General features: G+C 58.5%; 13 protein-coding genes and 2 pseudogenes. 9 read left to right on the top strand and 6 right to left on the bottom strand.

Annotation, left to right across the window (positions count from 1 at the left end):
* Positions 1-1,505 precede the first annotated feature (1,505 nt).
* Positions 1,506-3,808: pseudogene (locus CI41S_RS45250) on the top strand (DPP IV N-terminal domain-containing protein).
* A 458-nt stretch (positions 3,809-4,266) separates the two neighbouring features.
* Here the strand turns inward: CI41S_RS45250 and CI41S_RS11165 are convergent.
* Positions 4,267-5,286: a cytochrome-c peroxidase gene (locus CI41S_RS11165; protein WP_430642055.1), complete on the bottom strand. Its 1,020-nt coding sequence runs from the start codon at positions 5,284-5,286 to the stop codon at positions 4,267-4,269.
* Between the two features lie 2,796 nt (positions 5,287-8,082).
* On the opposite strand from CI41S_RS11165, the gene CI41S_RS11150 reads away from it, so the two are divergent.
* The 7 genes and pseudogenes from CI41S_RS11150 to CI41S_RS11120 all read left to right on the top strand — a co-directional run bounded on the left by CI41S_RS11150 (position 8,083) and on the right by CI41S_RS11120 (position 15,896).
* The gene (locus CI41S_RS11150) at positions 8,083-9,744 is read left to right on the top strand and encodes a hypothetical protein (RefSeq protein WP_139859000.1); all 1,662 of its coding nucleotides are present in this window, start codon (positions 8,083-8,085) and stop codon (positions 9,742-9,744) included.
* Positions 9,745-9,867: 123 nt separating this feature from the next.
* Positions 9,868-10,113 carry a hypothetical protein gene (locus CI41S_RS11145; protein ID WP_244622145.1) on the top strand — a complete coding sequence of 82 codons (246 nt, stop codon included), beginning with the start codon at positions 9,868-9,870 and terminating at the stop codon, positions 10,111-10,113.
* A gap of 91 nt (positions 10,114-10,204) precedes the next feature.
* On the top strand, positions 10,205-10,627 hold the full coding sequence (gene tnpA, locus CI41S_RS11140; protein WP_139858999.1) for an IS66-like element accessory protein TnpA: 423 nt from the start codon (positions 10,205-10,207) through the stop codon (positions 10,625-10,627).
* Positions 10,624-10,979: pseudogene (gene tnpB, locus CI41S_RS11135) on the top strand (IS66 family insertion sequence element accessory protein TnpB). Before tnpA ends, tnpB begins: the two are co-directional and overlap by 4 nt.
* 50 nt (positions 10,980-11,029) lie before the next feature.
* The gene (gene tnpC, locus CI41S_RS11130; RefSeq protein ID WP_139858998.1) at positions 11,030-12,577 is read left to right on the top strand and encodes an IS66 family transposase; all 1,548 of its coding nucleotides are present in this window, start codon (positions 11,030-11,032) and stop codon (positions 12,575-12,577) included.
* Positions 12,574-13,224, top strand: a complete 651-nt coding sequence (locus tag CI41S_RS11125; RefSeq protein WP_244622144.1) for a UPF0149 family protein — start codon at positions 12,574-12,576, stop codon at positions 13,222-13,224. Before tnpC ends, CI41S_RS11125 begins: the two co-directional genes overlap by 4 nt.
* Before the next feature lie 842 nt (positions 13,225-14,066).
* The gene (locus CI41S_RS11120) at positions 14,067-15,896 is read left to right on the top strand and encodes an NEL-type E3 ubiquitin ligase domain-containing protein (RefSeq protein WP_139858997.1); all 1,830 of its coding nucleotides are present in this window, start codon (positions 14,067-14,069) and stop codon (positions 15,894-15,896) included.
* Between the two features lie 206 nt (positions 15,897-16,102).
* Here the strand turns inward: CI41S_RS11120 and CI41S_RS11115 are convergent, their stop codons facing one another.
* The 4 genes from CI41S_RS11115 to CI41S_RS11100 form a co-directional block, all read right to left on the bottom strand.
* Positions 16,103-16,858 carry a hypothetical protein gene (locus tag CI41S_RS11115; RefSeq protein ID WP_139481154.1) on the bottom strand — a complete coding sequence of 252 codons (756 nt, stop codon included), beginning with the start codon at positions 16,856-16,858 and terminating at the stop codon, positions 16,103-16,105.
* A gap of 60 nt (positions 16,859-16,918) precedes the next feature.
* A complete protein-coding gene (locus CI41S_RS11110) occupies positions 16,919-17,668 on the bottom strand; it encodes a P-loop NTPase family protein (protein WP_139481153.1) in 750 nt (249 codons plus the stop codon).
* A gap of 1,211 nt (positions 17,669-18,879) precedes the next feature.
* Positions 18,880-19,293: a peptidase M16 family protein gene (locus tag CI41S_RS11105; protein ID WP_175607150.1), complete on the bottom strand. Its 414-nt coding sequence runs from the start codon at positions 19,291-19,293 to the stop codon at positions 18,880-18,882.
* Positions 19,294-19,388: 95 nt separating this feature from the next.
* On the bottom strand, positions 19,389-20,099 hold the full coding sequence (locus tag CI41S_RS11100; protein ID WP_244622143.1) for a hypothetical protein: 711 nt from the start codon (positions 20,097-20,099) through the stop codon (positions 19,389-19,391).
* A gap of 779 nt (positions 20,100-20,878) precedes the next feature.
* On the opposite strand from CI41S_RS11100, the gene CI41S_RS11095 reads away from it, so the two are divergent.
* Complete coding sequence (locus tag CI41S_RS11095) at positions 20,879-21,199, top strand: hypothetical protein (protein WP_139858996.1); 321 nt, start codon at positions 20,879-20,881, stop codon at positions 21,197-21,199.
* Positions 21,200-21,410: 211 nt separating this feature from the next.
* Here CI41S_RS11095 and CI41S_RS11090 read toward each other — a convergent pair.
* On the bottom strand, positions 21,411-21,978 hold a 568-nt coding region (locus CI41S_RS11090), incomplete at its 5' end, for an IS66 family transposase (RefSeq protein ID WP_139858995.1).

The raw sequence follows: 21,978 nt of genomic DNA, 5'->3' as shown, positions 1-21,978 counted from the left end.
CGCGCCGACAAAAGGGGCGCTCATCGGCTGGATTTGACCACATAGCTAGAAGGTTAGTGATCTCTTGGGCGGACCTTTCAAAAATCCGCCTTACCCCGAGCTCATGAGCATCACATCTAGCCCTTGTCCGCGCCCCTAGCGCGATCGCCCTTGCAACGGCGACGCCTCACACGCGAACTCACGGATGATCTCATGATCTCATCACCAGCACGCAGGTGGTTTCGCATGCGAACAATCGCTTGCTCCCGCTGCCTGGACCGCTCTCGTGTCCTGATGCGGGCACATAGGAGAAGCCAAGAAGCCATGACTATCGCCCCACTGCGCAGTAGCGCTCCGCAGTCACCGTATTGAGATTGCGACATCGCAGTCTTGGAGACGGATCCGACGACGCCCACTAGGGTCATCTGTACTGATGCCGACATTGGGTTGACCGCTGCAAGCCCGTCACTTGCGGCGGCCGCCGCGATGGTCAACGAAGTGTCAACGGAGGTGATGTGATCCGTCTGATCGGCGACACCTACCGCCTGGCCCCGATAACCGTTGAGATCGGAGCGCGCGATCTGGCGAGGCAGAGCCGCCGGGTATCTAATGAATTGTGACTACACCGGCGCTTGTGGCGAAGGAAGCGGCGAGCGTCGCGTTGTTAGATCGTACGGCACATTCATTTTGAACACGCGGTACCCGCTGGCGGACTGGCTCGCGAGCAGCGGCGGCGCGCTTATAGGCGCTCAGAAAAATCCTCGCGCCTGACGCCGACAAGCGCACGATTTGCTTCGAGCTGTTCCAAGTGCGCGCGTTAGTTCGTCAGAATCGGCATCGAAAGCCAGCAATATATCCTACGATATCGCCATACGCCAGAAGCTCTCAATGCGTACATTTCGTCGGCGGCCGGCGGCCAACGTGTCGAGGATGATCTGCGATGGATTGCCGCGAATGTCTCCACGGCATCGCGTGAGTTGTCGTCGGATTTGACCCAGCGTCGATCTATAGCTCGGCGCGGTCCATGTTGCCCGAAGTCCCAGAGGCTATTTGAGTGGTTTGCCAATAGACGGGACAAATAACTCCCAACGCAATGGCATTCCTCGAAGTCATTCGCCACGGGTGACCACGCGCAGCATGCGTGTTGTGCTGGGCCTCAGATGCGCACCTTGTTTCGGAATAATCAGCGAACCTGTGCGCAGAGTAAACCGCAGCGATATACAGTTGGCACAGATTCTGCTCAGCATAAGCAGCACGGAAGTAATGTGACAATGTCGGCGCTGCAGCGTTCGTTGCAAATGGCGCGCGGCGTTTGCTCATGTTGCTGTGTGAGGATTGTTGGAGGCGCTTGTCGCTGCTGGCGAGCCGCCGAGCCGAATGTTCGTCAGGTACTAATCCGCCCGAGGCTGAGCCGAAGGGGCATGTCGCTTAAAGTGCAAGAAGGCCAGCCGCACCGAAGAGCTGCGCATCAATCGCGAAGTGACCTCGCATCGGGGTCCGCGCACTAAGAGGGGAGGTGAATCATAATGTACGGATTGGTTGCCTTAATGCTTGCGCTGTTGGCTCAGCAGGAGTGCAAAGCCGCGCAGGCGCACGCGGCGGAGGATGTCGTGAATGTGCCCCTCGCGCGGTCGGATTACGAGCGTGCACTGACGACCGCAGACCGATATGGCCAGCTTACCGTCAATGTCCCCGACGTACCGTTTTGGCTCGGCGAGCGCGAGGCGTTCGTCTATCGGCGGACGACCCATGGCGAGCACCAGTTTATCTTGGTTGATGCCGAAAAAGGCGTAAAGCAGCCCGCTTTTGATCAAGCCGGACTCGCGGCTGCTCTGAACAGAGCGAGCCACCAGAACTATCAGCCCGAGGATCTTCCGTTCGACCATTTCGAGCTGACCGACAAGGGTGGCAGGATGAGCTTCGACCTCGAGAGTACGCGTTGGAGCTGCGAGCTTGCAAGCTATACCTGCACCGGCAATGCAATGCACTCGGGCGCCAATGAGCAGAGCCCTATGACGACACGCCGCCGGCAGACAACGATCCGAACAAGACAAGCGCATCACCTGACGGCAAATGGCTGGCCTGCATTCGAAACTACAATATCTTCTTGCGCAGCCAAGACGGTTTGCAAAACATCCCGTTGACCTGGGACGGAGCTGAGAGTGACTATTATGCTCTCTCGACACTGACATGGTCTCCAGCCTCAACTCACCTGGCCGTCTACCGGATCCGTCCAGGCCATCAACGGGAAGTCCATTACCTCGAATCATCGCCGGCGGACCAGCGTCAACCCAGACATTTGACCATGGTGTATCCAAAACCGGGTGATGCCTTGGCGTTGCTCCAACCCGTGCTGTTTGAAGTCAGCAGCCGACGCGCGGTCGCAATCGATAATGCCACGTTCCAGAATCCTTACGGTCTTTCGGCGATCCAGTGGTGGAAGGACGGGCGGGGCTTTACCTTCGAATATAATCAGCGTGGCCACCAGCTCTATCGCCTGGTGGAGGTTGATGCCGCCACGGGCCGAGCGCGCGCGTTGATTGATGAGGCAAGCAAGACCCTCGTCGACTACCAGCCTTTGGTGATGAAGCAGCTGAATACTGGAAAAACGTTTCGCTACGACGTCGATGGTGGAAATGAGATTATCTGGGCCCCGGAGCGCGATGGTTACGAGCACCTCTATTTGTTCGACGGCAGGACAGGCGAGCTCAAGAACCAGATCACCAGAGGAGATTGGGTGGTCCGTGTGGTGTATTGTGTCGATCCGGTGAAGCGTGAGATCTGCTTTGGCGCCAGCGGAATGAACCCTGGGGAGGATCCCTACTTCGTCCATGCCTATCGCATTGGCTTTGATGGAAAAGGACTCACGCCGCTGACGCCTGAGCCAGCCAATCATCACATCGAGTTCTCGCCTAGCGGTCGCTATTATGTCGACCTGTGGTCACGCATCGGCGTTCCGCCCCGCATGGTACTGTACCGTGCCAGTGATAATGCCGAACTGATGCAGCTTGAGAGCGCCGAGATCTCCGAGCTCATTGCCGCCGGCCGGCGGCCGCCGCTCAGCTTCAACGCCAAGGGACGCGACGGCAAGACGGACATATGGGGCGTCATTCACTTGCCGACTAATTTCGATTAGCGCAAGAAATATCCAGTGGTGGAGCACATCTATGCAGGCCCCACCGGTTCCTTCGTTCCCAAGTCCTTCTCAGCTTCAATCGAACCGCTCACTCAACTCGGCTTTATCGTTATTCAGATCGATGGAATGGGTACCAACCATCGCTCTCGCGCGTTCCACGACATTGCCTGGAAAAATTTGAGGGACGCCGGCTTTCCGGACCGGATCCTATGGCACAAGGCGGCGAGTGCGAAGTATCTCTGGTATGACATATCCAACGTCGGCATTTTTGGCGCTTCCGCCGGTGGGCAGAACGCGGTGAGCGCGTTACTCTTCCATCCTGATTTCTATAAGGTCGCGGTCGCGAACAGTGGCTGCTACGACAACCGGCTAGACAAGATCTGGTGAAATATTCGCAATCCTCCGCCATCGACAATGCCGCCAAACTGCAAGGTAGATTGCTTCTCATAGTCGGCGAACTGGACCGCAACGTCGATCCCTCCGCTACGTTCCAGCTTGCCGATCGGCTTATTAAGGCGGGAAAATACTTTGACATGCTGTATGTGCCAGGCGCAGATCACGGAACACCGGGAAGTTATGCACAGCTCAGGCTCCTGGAGTTCTTGGTCCGTAACATTCTCGAGCAAACACCAGCCAAACTGGAACGCGGGCTCAATGGAACTGCCGAAGAGCAAATCAGGCCATGATGGCTGACGATCCATCGAGATCCAGCCCGGTCCGTGGCGTTCCACGATCGCGTTCTCGAAATTGAGGAATGCTCGTTGCCATTTACGACGAGGTCTCTCGAATATCGCCGCATGCTGTCATGCGTACTTCCTTCCTGATTGGCGCACGCAGCTGCTGATGCCGACAACAAAGATGGGTTTGCGGTGGCCTCATCAATTGGCCCAAAATCGGGGCGCGAGAACGCCGCGCGCGCGACGGTCGGCATTGCGACGCCCCGCGACGTCGCGCCCGGTCCTCGCTCCAAATGAGCCTCGAGAGGCGGGAGCGCTTAGGCAAGCCGGAGGAACTCAGAGCCAGATTTTTTTACTGTAAGCTTCAGCTTGATACAGTGTACTTTGATTTCGCTGCGGGAGGCTTGAGTGCCCGCGCCATCTTTCCTTGGCAAGTTGACGAGCCTGGCTCTGTAAGTTGACAGCCCATTTGGCCTATTTGTCCATAGAGGGCTTTGGCGTTGTGTCGGTGCGCACGGGCAATATCGGATAATCGATCCTAGGCAGCTGCCCGGTGAGTGAATTTAGAAACGCGACGATGTCGTCTTTTTCTGTATCGTTGAGCTTCGCGCCGAGTTGTATCTCACTCATCACGCCGACAGCTTGCTTAAGGCTCCAAACTTGGCCCGAATGGAAGTAGGGAGGACGCAATGCGACGTTGCGCAACGGCGCGGAGCGGAAAACATACTCGTCGCTGGGTACCTTGGTGACGGCGAAACGGCCCTTGTCGTCTCTCGGCAGCAGGCTTGTAATTGGCCGTTCCGTCACGCCGAACGGGAAGTAGTCCTGGCCGCCGACGTTGATACCATTGTGGCAAGTTGAGCATCCCCTTTCTATGAACAGCTTTAATCCTGCTTTCTGCTGAGCGCTGAGAGCATACGCATCGCCCTCGAGGTATTGATCGAAGGGAGCGGCGGGCGTGATCAAGGTCGCCTCGAAAGCCTCGATGGCCTTGGCGAAGTTGTCAAAGGTAATGGGCGTCGCATCGTTAGGGAACGCCTTGCTGAACATGACGATATAATCGGTCATTGAGTTCAGCGTATTGAGAAGGCGAGCGGGCGTCGCATTCATTTCCGTACTGGCCTGGACGGGGCCTGCGGCTTGCGTCTTGAGGTCAGCCGCGCGCCCGTCCCAGAACTGTGCCACATTGAAGACTGCGTTATAGACCGTTGGCGCGCGACGTGAACCTAGCTGCCAGCGATGACCAACCGACCTCGGGCCGGCATCTGCTCCACCGGTCCCAAGGTTGTGACACGTGTTGCAGCTAATGACCCCGCTCGCCGATAGCCTCGGATCGAAGAATAGGGCCTTGCCGAGTGCAACCTTATCGTGGGTAATAGGGTTGTCCTTGACCGCAGGAACGATAGAGGGGATCGGCTTGAAAATCTGCCTCGCCGCACTCATCAAATCATCATCGGCGCCTGCTGTTGACGAGGCCAGGATCCCAGCGGCCATAACACATAACTTGGCTGCGATGTAAAGCTTTCGTGCCACTGATTTCCTCATCCTTGGCTTGCCCTTGTTGTAATTCGTGGAAGTCGCGAACAGAGTGCGGGGTCGTACTAGCCTGCTTATCGCCGAAATCACTCCCAGCAGTCAGAGACGAGCGACTTCTGCTCGGGGTGTGCTCACCTAGTCTGATCCGCTGTCGCTGTGTAGTAGCAACCGCCGTGCCAGTGGAGTTCAGGGGCTGTCCGTTGATTGGTCTTGAACAATTACAGGAATGGCAGCAGTCGGCTCGAATCTTTGGGATCTACCGACTGTCACACACGCGACGATGGCCATCCTGACGAAGTGTATTTCGGCCTGTGATTTGAACCTTTGAGCGAGCCGTAAAGCTGTCGGTTTCTCGATTTTGGGCGTGCAGGCTTGCAACTTAGTAGGACGCCGAACAAAAAGGCGGAGCGTCGACGCAATTCGTCGCGTCATGAACGCGACGGAATCATGTGGCCATGCGAAGCCTTCAACTATGCGTTGCGCTCCAGCGTAGCCGAGCAATTATCGGTCGGCGCTGGATGACGTTTCGTGTGCGCTGCGGCCGGTGAAGCGTGCAATTGTCGAGGAACCCACTTGCGAGCTCCCGTCAAGATATGGGTATGCCTATCTTGGATTGTATTGTCGCCGTTCGACGATCAAAGTGCTTGAATCGACCGTAGCGTCAGGTTGTAGGCAGTGCCAAGCAGGATCGGCGCCTTTGCAGGAATGTCATGTTGGGAACTAACGTCGCAAATGTCACAAGGTTAGACACAATGCCTAAAGTGGGTGGCGCCCGCTGCAAATGTAGCTAGCCTGCGTTGCGCCTTGATGTTGGCAACAAGGCTGACGCGCGATGCAACGATGATTCGGAAGTACCACAAATGACGCCGGCCGCTCCTGCCGATGCGGCAGCCTGCTTTCCTAAACAGGTAATACTTGCGAGGCAAATAACGATAGTGAAGGTTATGCAGCTTAAGAGAGTTCTGTTGAGCCAAAAGCGGCGAACGGGTTGGGCTTACCGTGCGCCTTGCCATGTCACTGCCCTTGTTGCGATCACAGCAACGTGGTGCACGGGATACGCTAGCGCGCGAGAACGAAGATCGGAAGAGATCTTGACGTCTTGCAGACCAGACGTGATGCGATTCTGTGACCGTTTTACAGGGCGTGGCGATATGGACGCGGCCATGTTTTGTCTTAGGGACAATTTCAAAGGCTTGCGTGTCGAATGTCGCCGCGTGATGCCAACCGCGACGGAGAGAAACGGTGGGTCGAAAAAACGAGGCGTCAACAACGTTCCGATCCTGCATCGAGAGTGAGGCACCGGAGCGGGGAGCTTCTTAAGCACCAGAATGCTCGTGTTAGCCATCGATCGAGGTCCGGAAGGGGCCGGTTGGTGCCGTTGCGGCGTTCTCAACGAGCGTTTCAATGGATTCACTTGAACCGGCGGGACTGCTTTTGGTTGAGTTCACCGAAGGGCTCAAGACCAGAGGAAACGCGGTCGTCAAGAGCCGTTCAAAGGCGGTAAGCTGTTCAAGCAGACGCTTCTCGACGGCAGCACTCTCCTCACGAGGCAGTTCCGTCTTAAGCAATCGACGACAGCGCCAGATCTCGTTTCGCACCCATCTGATCTCACTTAATCTATCATCAATCGAGGTCATCACAGATGCAATTAACGTAGGCATTGAAAGTACAAAGCGTACACGTCAGCACTGCGTCGTCGCTCCGTCGGCATTCATGCCGATGGAGTTGCGCCTGTGCGATTGGTCGCCGTTGCTTGGCGGATGTGGCGAGCGGTTCGATGTATTCAAGACTGTTATCCACCGATATCGCCTTACGCTGGGCGTGCGACCGAAATTTGCTACGGATTGCTGCGGGTTTTCGGCGCTACGATCGTATGGGCTGAGGAATTCCTGCGCTCCACAGGGGCGATCGGCGTGCAGTCACATGCAAACGCGGAGCAGCGGCTCACGACTGGAAACGTAGCGATGTTGATCTCCGGCGGCGTGTGCGGTGTCAAACGCTGCGGCTTCATTGCGCTCGCCGTTTCCGTGACAATGGTCAGTGTCGCTAGCCGTCGGAGCATTACAATCGTTTTCCCAATGGGCATGTTTATGAGTAGGTGCGCGCGCTCATCAACATCCTGGAAAGGGCATGGCGGCAATGTTTTCTTCTATAGATAAAACGAGCGTTACCGCGATATCCCGGGTGTGACTCGATCGAACGAAGCGCAGGAGCGAGCGTGGGACCTCAGTGGGTAAATGTCACTCGAAACCGTGTCGAACCGTGGCGCCCCATTGGTAGTCGCCGCGATTGTCGGCTGTGCAACGCCACGCTTCGATACCATTTAATAGCTTGAACCCTACGCTGCGTCAGGTTGTAGTCTCGCAAGGACAAAGGCAGGCTGGGCGGGCGTCGAATGGTTCAATATGATCGGACAGGGATGGCTTCCTAATTGCCGACGTTGTCGCTTGCGGGCCATGGCAAGGCCTTGGGTCGATCGGCGGGGCGATGCCGTGCTGGCCGTTGTCAATCGCGCTGCAACAACCGGAGTCGCGATATGTCATGAGGTGATGGAGCGATGCATGCAGCAGGATGTCGCTGACAACTGCTCCAATCGCATTCCTCGCTGTGCAGTGAGGGCCCGGCGAGTGAATAGCCGGTTCTCGCGAGAGAAGCGTCAACTGCATAGGCGGTTCACATTCAGCCAGAAGCGGTGTCCGGTCGCATTGAGCTCGTGGCTTGACAAGGCGCTGCGGTGAAAGCTCGGAAGATTCCATGTCTGCTCAAGCCAATCTGACGACGGCGCTAAGCGAGATCGATCGTGCTCGCGACATCGTTGAATTCTCAACTGTGGTGGTTGCGCGCGACAAGCAGCTGCGCAAGACGAATCATCCGATCTTTCTGCAAAAGGCTGCGCTTGAGTTTCAATCTAGATTCCTGCCGAATTTCGAGGAAAGCATCCGTGCCGGGAGATCGTGGGGATATGCCACGGCATGCAATGCGGTGAGCCGAAAAGCCGGAGGTCAGGCCGGCCGGGACGTTTGCGAAAGATTAGCTTCTCGCGTGTCGCTGCTTGACCATGCGCTGATTGGGAAGATCGGAATAAAAGCCCTTTCCATATTTGCAGCGTCATTCGGTCGGCACTCCAACAGAGCAGAATGTCGCAAAGGGGCGATCAGAATAGCTAAGTTTTGTCGCGAGGAAAGCAGGTCGCTTCAAGGGTTGAACAATCTGAGCCTGGCGGCGCTGATAAATGGCTTCAGCAAATGGCCGGAAGAAGCGGACTTTCGCCAGGCGGCGGTTGTAATTGCGGGGTGTGTCATTCGGCGCGCAGGCCGCCATCACCAGCTCTCGGATTTTACACAGCAAGGATTGGTGAGCCTGGTCAACGGATTCAGCAAGTGGCCGGATGAGGCGGCTTCGCGCCAAGCAGCAGCCACGCTTGCGCTCGAAATTCTGCATCGTTCCGGCAGGCTCTGCGAGTTTCCTCAGCAGGCATTGGCCATCCTGGTGAACGGTTTCAGCAAGTGGCCGGAAGAGCTGCCGTGTGGTCAGGTCACGATTGCGATCGCAAGCGAAGTTCTTGGTCGGGTCGCCCGGTTTCATGAGTTTAGCGAGCAGGATCTGGCAAATTTGGTGAATGGCTTCAGTAAATGGCCAGATGAGGCAGTGTCCCGTCAAGCCACAGTCGCGATCGCAAGTGAGCTCCTGCGCCGTGCTGACCAACTTCCTCACTATAGCCAACAAGGACTGGCAAACTTGGTGAACGGGTTTTGCAAATGGCCTGAAGATGCGACCTGTCGTAAGGCTGCAGTTGCGATCGCTGGTGAGGTACTTTGGCGTGCTGCCCAACTCCCCGATCTTACTGAACAGGGCCTGGCGAACCTGGTGAATGGCTTTAGCAAGTGGCCGCGAGAGCCGGCGTTTCGCCGAGCAGCGGTCGCGCTCGCTCGTGAGGGTCTGCGGCGTGCCACTCAGCTCTACGAGTTTTCACAGCAGGGACTCGCGAACTTAGTGAACGGCTTCAGCAATTGGCCGGAGGAGTTGCCGTGTGGTCAAGTGACCGTTGTGCTCGCGGACGAGGTCCTTCGCCGTGCCGGCCGCAGGACGGGACTCTCGGACTTCACTGCCCAGGATCTCAGGGGACTGGTGATCGGTTTCAACAGATGGCCGCAGGAGGGCGCCGCTCGCCAAGCCACGATCGCGATCGTCAATGAGGTCCTCGGCCGCGGTGTCCGGTTCTTTGACTTTACCAAGCCGGAGTCGGAGAGCCTGATGAATGCTTTCAGTAGATGGCCGCAAGGCGCAGTAGGTCATGAGGCGATAGCGAAGATCATCGGGGAGCTGCAACTCACACAAAGTGAAGCCACGCAGCTCCGAATAGGGGAGAAGTGGTCCAACCAAACGAGGCAATCGGCCAAAGAAATCTCTTCCTAGCGGTTTCAACACACATGATGCGGCTACGTCGAATACGACAATCCCACGCAGCGACGCTCTTGCGATGTGGTCGAAGGCGTCTACAGTCACGGAATTGAGTAAACAATCGGAAGGACGTAGTTCTTGATCCATGCTGAGAAGGATGTCGTCGAGCAGATGCTCTCATCATTGGCGATCAGCTTGTTGCAGAATCGTGTTGCGCCTTCCTACGAACAGGTGATGCATCAGTTTGGATTGGCCTGCGAGAGAGCAGGGCTGATCGCGACGGAAGAGGTGGCAATTAGGATACTGAAGCGCGTTTCAAGCGAGATCAACGAGGCGCAGTCGGTGCTCGAGTTTATCGGTCGCGGGGCTGATCTACTACATTGATCGATAGCGGTACGACGACCCCACCTCGTTTAGGTGGACGGGATGAGCGAGACTCGCGCGTGGATTTGACAAGGCGAGGGACGCTCATTCCATGCATCAAGACAGGCATCAAGACAGGCATGATGCCGCCTCCTATCAGCGGATCGAGGTGATCACGGGGGAGAGGCGACGGCGCAGTTGGAGCGATGCGGAGAAGGCGCGGATCGTGGCCGAGAGCGCCGATCCGGAGACGAGCATTTCCGAGCTGGCTCGACGCAACGGGGTCAACCGGGGACTGCTCAGTGTGTGGCGGCGCCAGGCGCGGCTCGCGTCGAGCGAAGCGCCGCAGTTCGTGCAAGTCAGGCTCGACGCCGCCGTCGAGGCGCAACCGAACGCGATCGATAAGGCGCATGTTCTGGTGAGTCCGGCCGAGCGGATCGAGGTGATGATCGCGGGCGCGACGGTGCGCGTGCCCGTCGGCGTCGACGCCGCGACGCTGGAGCGCGTGCTGGCGGCGGTGAGGTCGACGCGATGATCTCGTTTGGTCCAATGGTCCGTGTGTTCCTCGCGACGCAGCCGATTGACTTTCGCAAAGGCGTTCATGGCCTGGTCGCGGTGGTAGCGGAGGGATTAGGCGGCGAGCCTACAGCGGCGACGTTTATGTCTTCCGATCGAAGCGATCGGATCGTTTGAAGCTACTGGTTTTTGACGGCTCGGGAATGGTTCTAGCGACGAAGTGGCTCGAGAATGGGGGCTTCGCCTGGCCACCTGTTCGCGAGGGTACGATGCCGGTGACGGGGGCGCAACTGGCGATGCTGATTGAAGGTCTTGCGGAGTGGTCGCGTGTGGTCCCGAAGGTGACGAAGCGGCCGACGAAAGTTGCCTGAATCGTCTTGTTTTGCTGGCGATTGCGAGTGTGTTCGTGTAGCTCTGCGATATGGCGCTTCATCCTGAAGATCTCCCCTCTGACCCTGCGGCTCTCGCCGAGATGGTGCTGGCTTTCGAAGGCGAGAACGACGATCTGCGCGCAGAGATCGCCACGTTGAAGAGCCTGATCTTCGGCGCACGATCGGAGCGCTCGGCAATCGTCTGCGCTGAACAGATCGCGCTCGATCTGGAATGGACCGCGGGCGCGCAGCCTCCGGCCAATGACGACAAACCGGACGCGCCGAGACCGAAGCGGCGCAAAGCGAGGCGCAACATCGGCGCGCTGCCGGCGCATCTGCCCCGGATCGAGCGGGTGATCGAGCCGGCGTCCACGCTGTGCCCGTGCTGCGCGGCTCAGATGCATCGGATCGGCGAGGAGAGCAGCGAAGCGCTCGATCGGGTTCCCGCGTGGCTGCGTGTGCTCCGCACGATCCGTCCAAAATACGCCTGCCGCGCCTGTGAGGGCCCGATTGTCCAGGCCCGGGCACCGGCGCGGCTCGTCGAGGGCGGCATGGCGACGACGGCGCTAATCGCGCATATCGCCGCGGCCAAATATGCCTGGCAATCGACGCTCTACCGCCAGACGCAGATCCTGGCGGGCCAGGGTGTCGTCGTCGATCGTCAGACGCTGGCGCGCTGGATGGGGAGCGCGGCGTGGCTGGTCAGGGGCCTCTACGATCTGCAACTGAAGACCATGCATGGCTTCGAGCGGCTGTTCTGCGACGAGACGCCGATGCCAGTTCTCGATCCGGGACGCGGCCGCACGAGGATCTGCCAGTTCTGGGCGCACGCGACGGACGATCGGGCGTGGAAGGGGCCGGCGCCGCCGGCGGTCGCCTACGTGTTTGCAGGCGGTCGCGGCAAGGAGATCGTGGCGCAGTTGGCCGGCTTCGAAGGCGTGCTGCAAGTCGACGGCTATGCCGCCTACGCCTCGCTGGCCGGTGATGCGAAGATGTCGGGCCAGATCCAGCTGGCGTATTGTCTCGTTCACGCGCGCCGCAACTTCGTGAGGGTGCACAAGACGACGAACTCACCCTTCGCCGCGGAGGTCATCGAGCGCGTAGCGGCCGTCTACGCGATCGAGGAGAGGATCCGCGGTCTCGACGCTGGGGAACGCCGCGCGACGCGACAGGCCGAAACGAAGCCGCTGATGGAGGCGTTGAGGACCCGTCTGATCGCGGTGAAGGACGGGATCTCCCGCCGCTCGACGCTCATCAAGGCGATCGACTACATGCTCGAACGCAGGCAGGGCCTGACGGCATTCCTGGATGACGGGCGGCTCGAGCCGGACACCAACACGGTCGAGCGATCGATCAGGCCGATTGCGATCGGAAAAAAGAACTCGTTGTTCAGTGGTGACGAAGGCGGGGGCGAGACCTGGGCGGTACTCGCTTCGCTTCTTAACACAGCGAAATTGAATGGCCTCGACCCCGAGGCGTATCTCGTCGACGTTCTCGATCGCATGGTGAGCGGCGCCACGAAGACCAACCAGCTTCACGAACTTCTGGCCTGGAACTGGAAGGCCGCGCGCGAAGCCGAAAAGCGAGCCGTGGCATGACGAAGCCGAAGCAACGGCGGGGAACGCGAAAAGCACGCAAGACGACGATGGCGGACTATGCCATGTCGTTCGAACGGCTCGGGCAATGGATCAGCGAGCGCGCCAGGTCGCCGACGCTTCGGCATCCGCAGGCGACGTCGCTCTCCATGCTCGACGGCGCGGTGGCCGCGGTCGTCGCCGGGCCGGTCTCGATGGCATCCGAGGAATGGGTGTGCCCGCTCCTCGGCGTCGATCCCGACGCCTTCAATCACGACACCGAGGAGTTCTCGGCGATCGCTGCCACGCTGATGCGCCACAACGCGATCAGTGAGATACTGTCGACAAGACCGGAGAGCTTCGAGCCGCTGTTCGTGCGATCACCGGAGGGCGAAGTCAACCCGCAGCCCTGGTGCATGGGCTTCTACGCCGTCATGAAGCTTCGGCTTCTCGTCTGGTCGCGGCTTCTCTCCCCGAACGGAACCGAACACCTTATGCTGCGGCCGATCTTGGTCCATTGCATCGACGACGCCGGTCGGCCCTTGCTACCTCCGGCCCGGCGCACGCTGGGAACGCAGCCCATTGTCCAAAACGCCTGGCGCGACATTCCAGCAACCGTCGAGGCCCTGCGCCAGTTCTGGATGCCTATACGCTTCAAGCGCGGTGCGTAGGCCGTCCGCACCAAGTCCGTGGCCCTCTCGTACCGTTTACCATTGATCTTGAGGTTAAGAAACATCCAACGAATTAGTGACGGATGCAGTTTCGGCGCGCGGCTTCAATTGTTCGACTGAGAAAGCGTCCCGGCGCGGGGCTTTGCTGTCCGAGATCGCGGCAGGGTGAGCCGATCTGGCAGGCTCGAGCCTCGCCTTCGATGTCAGAATAGGTGAGAGCTCGTATCCCGGAAGACATAAGCCTGCCTTCGCCGATTGCCGCCGGGCCTACCGCCTCGCAGTGAAGCGCGAGCTGTGCTACATGGGCTTGCGGGCTTCTAGCTAAGATACCAGCGCGGCGAACTGAGCGAGCAGGGACGCGTTCGCCTCGGGCGCACAGGGCAGCAACTCGGCAGCTCTCAGCGCCGCGCTGAGGAGGCGCCGTGACCAGCGAGCACATTGCCAAGCCAGAAACTCCGTTGATCCAAGTCCGTTTTTCGTCAGTCCACAGTCGACGCCTAAGCGTCGCGAGAGGCCGACGACCAGCCGTGCGCCCCATTGTTCGTCGCTCCGAAGCCCGTCAGCTTATCGACAGCTACGTCTCATAGCATAAAGGTCTTTACTGGCTGGCGGGTCCGGCTTGATTTTCTCAGATCTGGCGCCATCAAGCGATCCACCACCGAGGCTTTGGGTGTGCTGCGGTGAGTCGCAGTTGCTCGCCCGCAGGCCGGCAGGTGTTCGCGCCAGCCGCGGGCGGTATGACTGCCAGCTTTGTCATCAGCCGATCAGCGCCAACCATGGTGAGATCTGACGGCTTAAAGCGCGGCTGCAGATGCGCTTGATTTGGACACGGAGAGACGGCGATGAATACAGAGCAGCTTGGCTCAGGCACTCCTTCCGAAACTTCCGATTCGGAAACCTCCGAGCCGGCATCTCCGGCTGCAACGCAGTGGGGCGAAGCCCTGACGGATGCGCTGGCGTCCGCCGGCCAGGCGTCCAGCTCGCAGCTCGAGGTCTTGACGAGCCGGGCTGCCGAAGACGGGCAGGGGCAACACGAGGACCGGCAAGAAGCGGTAACTCGTGCGAGGGCTTGGCAGGACACAGGCGATGTCAATGAGGCCCTAGATCTGTCGTCCCTGTCCCTGACCGGCTTGCCTACGCCGACCCTGGCCGGGCTGCGTCGCCTGAATGTCGACGACAATCAGCTGAACAGCCTTCCTGGGGACCTTCCGGCCAGTCTCCAGCGCCTCTATGCCAGTAATAACCAGCTGACCGGCCTGCCCGAGCTTCCAAATGGCCTGCGGCGGCTCTATGTCGTCAGTAACGGGCTCACCAACCTGCCCGCACAGCTACCGCCCGGGTTGCGGCGCCTGAGGGTCGATAACAATCAGCTAACCAGTCTGCCTGATCGCCTTCCGGCGACGCTTGAGGAGCTTGACGCCAGCGGCAACCGCTTGACCAATCTGCCCGACCTTCCAGCCCGGCTCCAGCGCCTGAACGTCGACTACAATCAGCTGACGGACTTGCCCGAGCCTCTTCCGGACGGGCTCGAATGGCTCAGCGCTAGCCATAACGAACTAACCAATCTGCCCGAAACGGTACCCGACCTGCTATGGCTCGGCGCCAGCAACAACCAGCTGACCAGCGTACCCGAGACCCTGCTGACACATCTAGGTCGTGATTCTAGCGTTAATCTGGAGAATAATCCGCTCCCCGATTTGGTGCAGGCCGGCCTGGCGGCAGCGATACAAGCAGCAGACTATGCAGGCCCGCAGGTCTTTTTCTCGACCGCCGAAGGCGCGCCGGCAGTCCAGCCGCGGTCCCTGCAAGAGGTTGTGGCGGACTGGCTCGAGGCCGAGCCCTCGATAACGGCCACCTGGCAGGGCTTCGCCCAAGAACCGGGTGCGCGGGACTATGCACGCTTCCTCGGCAGGCTCCGGGGTACCGTGAACTATGGCAACGAAGCGTTCCGGCAGGCGGTCGTCGAAGATCTGCGGCAGGCAGCCGTCAGGCCGCGTTTGCGTGAGCAGTTTTTCCAGCTGGCCTCGGGAGCGAGCGAGCGCTGCGAAGATCGGGTTACCTTGACCTGGAACGGCATGCAGAGCGCACGGCTGAACGCTGACGTTGAAGACGGCGTCTATGACGGGCGGTTGGCCGAGCTGCTCCAGCAGGGCCGTGTCCTGTTTCGGCTGGAGGCGCTGGACGGGATCGCACGCGAGACGGTCAACTCGCTTCGTCGTGCCGATCCTGACGCCTACGTCGACGAGATCGAGGTCTACCTTGCCTACCAGACCCAGCTGCGCGACCCGCTGCAGCTGCTGCACATCGCTCCGGACATGCGCTTCTTGAATGTCTCTAACGTAACCGAGGACGATACTGCCAGGGCCGAGGCGTCGGTGCGCAATCAGGAGGCAGCGGAATTTCCGGACTACCTGGCAACGCGTTGGCACCCATGGGATAGCGTGTTGAGGCGTATCGCACCCGAAGACTATGCTGCAATGGAGAGGCGGCTCGTCGACGCGATGGGCGATGAATTCCAAACCCGCTTGGATCGGCGACTGGCCGAGAATGGTCTGACGGGCGATGCCGATGCAGAGCGAGTGCTTGGCGCCCAGATTCGCAAAGAGATCGCCCTCGAGATCAAGGGCCCGGTTATGCACCAGGTCCTCGAAAGATTCGGCCTCGAGCTGTGAAGCGCCCTCGAGCGGGAGCCGTCGATCCGGCCAGCCGCGCGCAATCTCAGGCGGCTATCGATCCTTATCGAGGAGCGAATCTGGAAGGTTCGTCGAGCGAATGAGTTGCCGGCAGGTCTCGGTCGCTTGGTGCGTGCGGACGATCACGAGAAATACTTCTCTCGGCTGCTCGACCAGGCGAGCATTCTGTATCGAATCTCACTCGTTCATCTCTGATAGCGAAATGGATAGTGAGCCGGTCCCTCAGTTGCTCTTGTGCCTCGTAGGCTCTCGACATTCGTTGCGCGAGATCGATAGGACCATCGCTGCATCACGCTCGACTCCAAATCACGAAACATGGTGTAGTTTCGTCGGATCCACTGATGCAGTTCGGTGGTCCAGTCCTTTTCGTCACGCAGATACCCGGTGAAGGAAAAGCTCAGTCGATCGACATATCTCTTTAGAAACAACGGCAGAGCGGAAATCCGGAGCACTCGCTCGCAATCCATCGTTTCAGGTAGTCCTCCGCGCAGCACGAATTCATTGTGGACGGTGACCAGCGCCGCCGGTGGAATCTGTCGCCGCAGCATTTCATAACCACGGAAGGAATGGCGGTCAGCGCCCGCGACGAAGAGGATGACAGGCGCGACATAGCAGCGTGCTGTTTCCTTGATGAAGCCGATCTCCTCGCACATCTTGAAGAACTCGTCGAAGGCGTGGAAGCCGAGGTCGATCACCTTGGCTACCCGATCGTGTATGATCAGCGGGTCCATCAGTTGCATCTTACCGTAAGTGTCAATTACATCTGCGGTCTCCGTGATGTTGGGGAGATAATCGAGCAATGACGGCTCCTTCAGATTTACATCGAAGGAGAGCGCCGTACCATTTTTCAGCAGCAAGTACTCGCTCACGAGGCGAGCGACGAGAGTTTTGCCGACCTGCGGGCTAGGGGAGCAGATGATGTAGATAGGAGTCGCTAACATAGCCAGCAGATCAATCTCGCTTCGTCCCTCGGCTCAACCCGTCGCTCGCCGATAATGCGACTACTTCTCGCCGCTCCGAGTCGCTGACTTGGCGCCGGCCAATTCGGTCAAGTTGATGCGATCAAACTCGCTCCAGACATTTGCCAGCCAGTGCCGTACATAGCCGCGCAGAACGAAGGAATTGTTCGCCGGCTCATCGTTCCGCCCCTTGTTTGCGACAAAATCTACGAATGGGACAGAAGCGACTTCGACCTGCTCATAGGCCATCTCGTTGAGCTTCGGGATGGTCAACTCGGTCGCATGCTTGATGCGGTGAAAATAGGAATTATAGGTCGACTGGTCCCACTGGAAGAATTGAGTGTCGTTGATGAAGTTCTTCACCAGATAGTACTTTGCGCCGGCCATGAAGGTCGCGGTCTCGGCGATCTCGTCCAGCGAAGCGATGGATGATCCCAAAATATGGAATACGGCAAAAGTGATCTGGCCGGACCGCGCCGAATCCAAAAAGCCGATGTCGCGCAAGGAGGCCAGTGCTGTGGATAGTAAGCCGGCGCGAGCATCGATGACGGTGACGGATAGCCCTGAGTTCAGGGTATCGAAGATCTTCATCTGGTCCGCCGTCGTCGTCATATCGACGATCTCGGTGATTGCGGGATAGAAACGCTTCAGCGTTCCCCTCGGCGACTCCGTGTCGAATGCGCGTGTTTGCACGTTATTGACGTTGAAGTAGTCCAGAAGCGTTCGTGACACGGTCGTCTTGCCGACGCCTCCTTTGTCTGCGCCCACTACAATCACAACCGGCTTCACCATGGAATTCTCCTGAGACACTCGCTATTGCCGCGCGCGACGTGCGCAATCGGCGAGTCTCTGCTTTCGATGCGAACATGGCGGAAAGAAGGGGCAATTGTATCTTCGATACAAGAGCGGCACAATCGACGAGGTTTTCCAATGCCCAGCCATCGGGGCTCTTTGATTGCAACGACGATGCAGGTCGATGACAGCAGCTAATCTCTCGTGATTGCGCTTCACGTGAGGTTTATGAAGAGCTGAAGGACAAATTCGTCAAACAGTCGACCATACGCGCTGATGATCGCGATCACCGTCATGCACATTTCTTCTGATCTTTGATCAGCGTGTAACTCGAATCTCACGTAACGAGAGAAAAGTGGGGCTTGACGCAGGCAAGACCGAGGTGGTTCCGCGCCGGTGCGCATGACGCGTTTCGCGCGTTGGGTCGCACGGTGTTGTTACCCAGTCGATCGTCAAACTCGACAATCATGACGGCCGTCTTATCCAGCAGGCGAAGCGGCGAGCGAGCAGAAAAGTATGGAGCATCGGCCTGTTTAAAGCCTCGCTGCACATTCGAATGCCAGAGTGCCAAGCTGAGAGCTCGGCCCCAGAACCTTGACTCTGTTGATCCGTTCGACGGCGGGAAGCGGCGTCCGACGGGCCTTCTGCAGTTGCTTGATCGGCGAGCCTGATGACTATCTCAATTAGGGATCCTCACTTTGCGCACGGGCGTCATCGACCACCCCGCGTGCTTGCACCTAGCGGGACGGAGGTTGATCGCTCGGAGAGTAGCCCGTTCGTCCCGCGACACGTCGAAAGTGATATTTTAGTCGTGCATACAATCGATCGGGATGGGTCAGCCACAATGCGGCCGATCAGGTGGCATCCCAGGCAGCGCGGTCGAGCCGACCCGCCATTATTGTTGTCTGCCATTGCCACGATGGGCCGCCGCTGATCATCGCCATGGGGCCGGCACGCGTGACGCCACAAAACATAACGCCAGTTCGCGACGGTCACGCCAGCTCAGCACGCCTGTAACGCGCAAGGCGGCTAAAGCAGATATTCGCTGGCAAATCGAGTAAGAAGCGGAAACAAGAAGCGTCGACTTCATAGCTTCTGCTTCTCTGCCTCGGAGTGCGCCGACAGGAGCAAACTCTAGCTCTGCGAAGACTCTAGGGCCTGGAATCGCCGCTCGGGCCAGCAGTCAGAGATTAGCAATGATCGGCAAGCGGTTAATGTGCGATTGCGCCGCTGGTGCGAGAATTGTGAGCGCAGTTGTTTTGCTGCTCCGCCCGTACGGCGCGGATGCCGTCCGACCAGCCTCGGACGTCGTCGATGCTCAATCCGGTCGTCAGCCCGCCGCCATACCAGGTCGCGAGCTCTTCCGGGTTGTCGTGGGCATAGATTGCTCGCGCGATCAGCTGTGTCTTGACCCGCTCGAGATCCTCTGCCTGCGGGGAATTGTGTGCAATATTGGCGACCACCTCGTCGATGGCGCACTCGAGCTGCCCGAGCTCGACGTCCGGTTTCGGCATGGCAAAAATCTCGAATTGCGAGGGATCGAGCGCGGTAGCGCGGTAGCGCGTCCAGGCGCTGATCGCAAACCCCGAGGGTACGAGATAGCGGCGCAGGAAAGCGCACGACATTTGGCGCAAACTTCCAGAATGGCAACTTACAGAGAAAGACGAATTGAGCCGCGATATGACGCCGGATCAAATCCCCTCGCTTTTACTGTCTCGTTCTATGCCGGGAGTGGCTTGGCGATGTTTCTCATGATCGCGAGGCGAGAGTTGGCGAGAAGCTCCTTGGAGTACGCTGCGCCGAAGTAGTCCAGGACGAAGGTGCCGGAATAGCGTAGATTCTCGCACCCGCGGATTAGGCTATCGAGCATTGCGCCGACTTGCCCCATGCGGTCGCGATAGCGCGCGCGAATGACATTAACAGCGTTCATCGAATGAACTGCTTCGTCGGCAATTACCTGCCGCAGCCAATGATGAAACGTGTTGTTTCCGAGAGCGTCGTAAAACGGCTTTTCTGCTGCGTAGGCGCGGCAAGTGCACATTTCGTCAAACGCAATCATAACCAACAAGGAGAATTCGTCCTTCAGGTATTCGGTGATCGGACCAAAATCATGCGATCGAGCGCCCAATCTCTCGCGAAGATCCTTTTCGGATCCGTTCGCGACAAGTTCAATGATACGGATGAAGCCATTGGTGTGACGCTCTTCATCAATCGCCCAGGCGCTGAGGAATGCCGCAGCTTCATCGGTCGCGATAAGATTTCTAGCGGCAAGTTCTTGTTTCAAATGCCGGGCGTCATACTCCGTGTATAGATCAGGCCACAATTTATCCCAACGTGCGCGTATGGTTGATGGTTCGGCGCTGAACATCGTCGGTGTAAGAGCGCTGAACAATTCTTTTGGACTCCAGTCCCGCCGAACCGGCGTGATCATCCCTGTCCCCTAGTCGCGAGCGCTCGGGCGAACGTTTTTGTCTTTCCGAGCCCTGGCAAATATTAGCTGCATACGAGACGCCGTCGCCTCTTAGTTTTGGTGGGGTAATTCCGGCTCGTACTGTTCTCGGCCCAATCCAAGGTCCCGGTCAATGGCCAGCGAAGGTTTATCGCGGTGAGGAGCAAGCCAAGAATAAGCGGAATACGCGCGATTACCGCTCATTGGGTCGAACGTCGCCTCCGTGAAGCCGACTGGTTCCGTCGTACTGATCGACACGCATAGCATCGTCAGTCTACCATCGGCCGGTTGTTCGGACTGCACGACACTTTTGCCGCCACTATCTGCTGTCGCTGAGCGTCGAGCGATGGGACATGCGCCAAGCAACGTGCTGTGCGAGAATGCTAGTTGAGCAGACTTAGAGCATTGGAACGATTGGCAATGCTCCCGATCCATCTTCGTCGCTGTTTAGTGCGAACTGCCATTCCCCTTTATTCCTGCCGCACTCTGCCCTGTCCGGTGTGAAACTTACAATGTCCAGACTCCGACGCCGCGGATCAGGGCTACGGGAGCGCTGCATCAAACACATGTTTTTCCTGTTCGTCGACGGCACCCCCTCAGGATCGCTTGTGGCACGTTGCTTGTTCGGTCGAGCTGAAGGACAATAGCGGCCTCACAATCGTGGGCCAGAGTGCAGACGCGCCAATTAGTGATCATAGGAGACACGCGGGAGCTCTGCTCAGGCGTCGTCTCGTCCATATATAACGACACAGGAGATGGCCATGACGAAAGAAACCGGAATCAACGATGACATCGGCATTGCAGCCGGCGCATTTCAGGACTTCACGAAGCATGCCATAGGAGCGCACAACGAGTTTGTGAAAAAGTACTCTGAGGCCTATTGGCACTGCCGGGAGCGCATTCAAATCGAATCGACACAGTTGACAGAGTTCTTCAAGGAAGTCTCCTCAACGTGTTCAGCACCTGATCAGATCGGCGTTCTTCAGGGCTGGATCAAAGGCGCCAAGCAGCGGATCACGGAGGATGTTGTCTATTCTATCGAAACCGCGAAAGCTCTTATGAATGTCGGACTGCAGGCCTAATTTGTTCTCTGCCGACGCTGGGTAGCGGTGTCGTAAACATCTGCAAGGTAAGCAGGTAAGCGACGGATGAATTGCAATGATACTATACGTGGCGATTCGTATAATTATCGACCACATCGCTTATCACTCTTAGAGTACACATACGATGAAGACCGCCCGATTGACGCGTGCGCGCGGGCCCGGCGAGCTCTATGATGGCGTTGCGTGAAGGTCAGGCGGCCTGTTGACCGGCGGGCTTGCCGGCTTGGCCCAGGAGCTTCCATTCCCAGGGCAGCAGTTCGTGCAGATGCGATGTGGAAAGATCGGCGATACGGGCGAGGACGTCGGCGAGCCAGGCCTTGGGATCGACCTCGTTGAGGCGACAGGTCGTGATCATCGTCAGCATGATGGCGGCACGGTCGGCGCCACGCTGGCTACCAGCGAAGGTCCAGTTGCGCCTTCCCAAGGCGATGCCTCTCAATGCGCGCTCAGCGCAATTGTTGGTCAAGCAGATCCTGCCATCGTCGAGGAAGCGGCCGAAGTCGTCCCAGCGCCTGAGCATGTAGTTCATAGGCTTCAGGACCTCGGAGGAGCGCGAGAGGGTTTCGCGCTCGCGCAACAACCAGGCGTGCATGTCCTCGAGAAGCGGCTTGCTCTTTTCCTGGCGCACGGCGCGCCGCTCGTCGGCGTCGCGGCCGTTGATGGCGCGCTCGATCTCGAACAGCGCATCGAGGCGCCTGACCGCCTCCAGCGCGATCGGAGAGACCGGTTTGCCCTTGTTGCCTTCCCGGGCAGTTTTC

Origin of the sequence: Bradyrhizobium ivorense, from assembly GCF_900696085.1 — a bacterium.
Lineage (GTDB): Bacteria > Pseudomonadota > Alphaproteobacteria > Rhizobiales > Xanthobacteraceae > Bradyrhizobium > Bradyrhizobium ivorense.
This window is presented reverse-complemented; position numbering and strand designations above follow the sequence as displayed.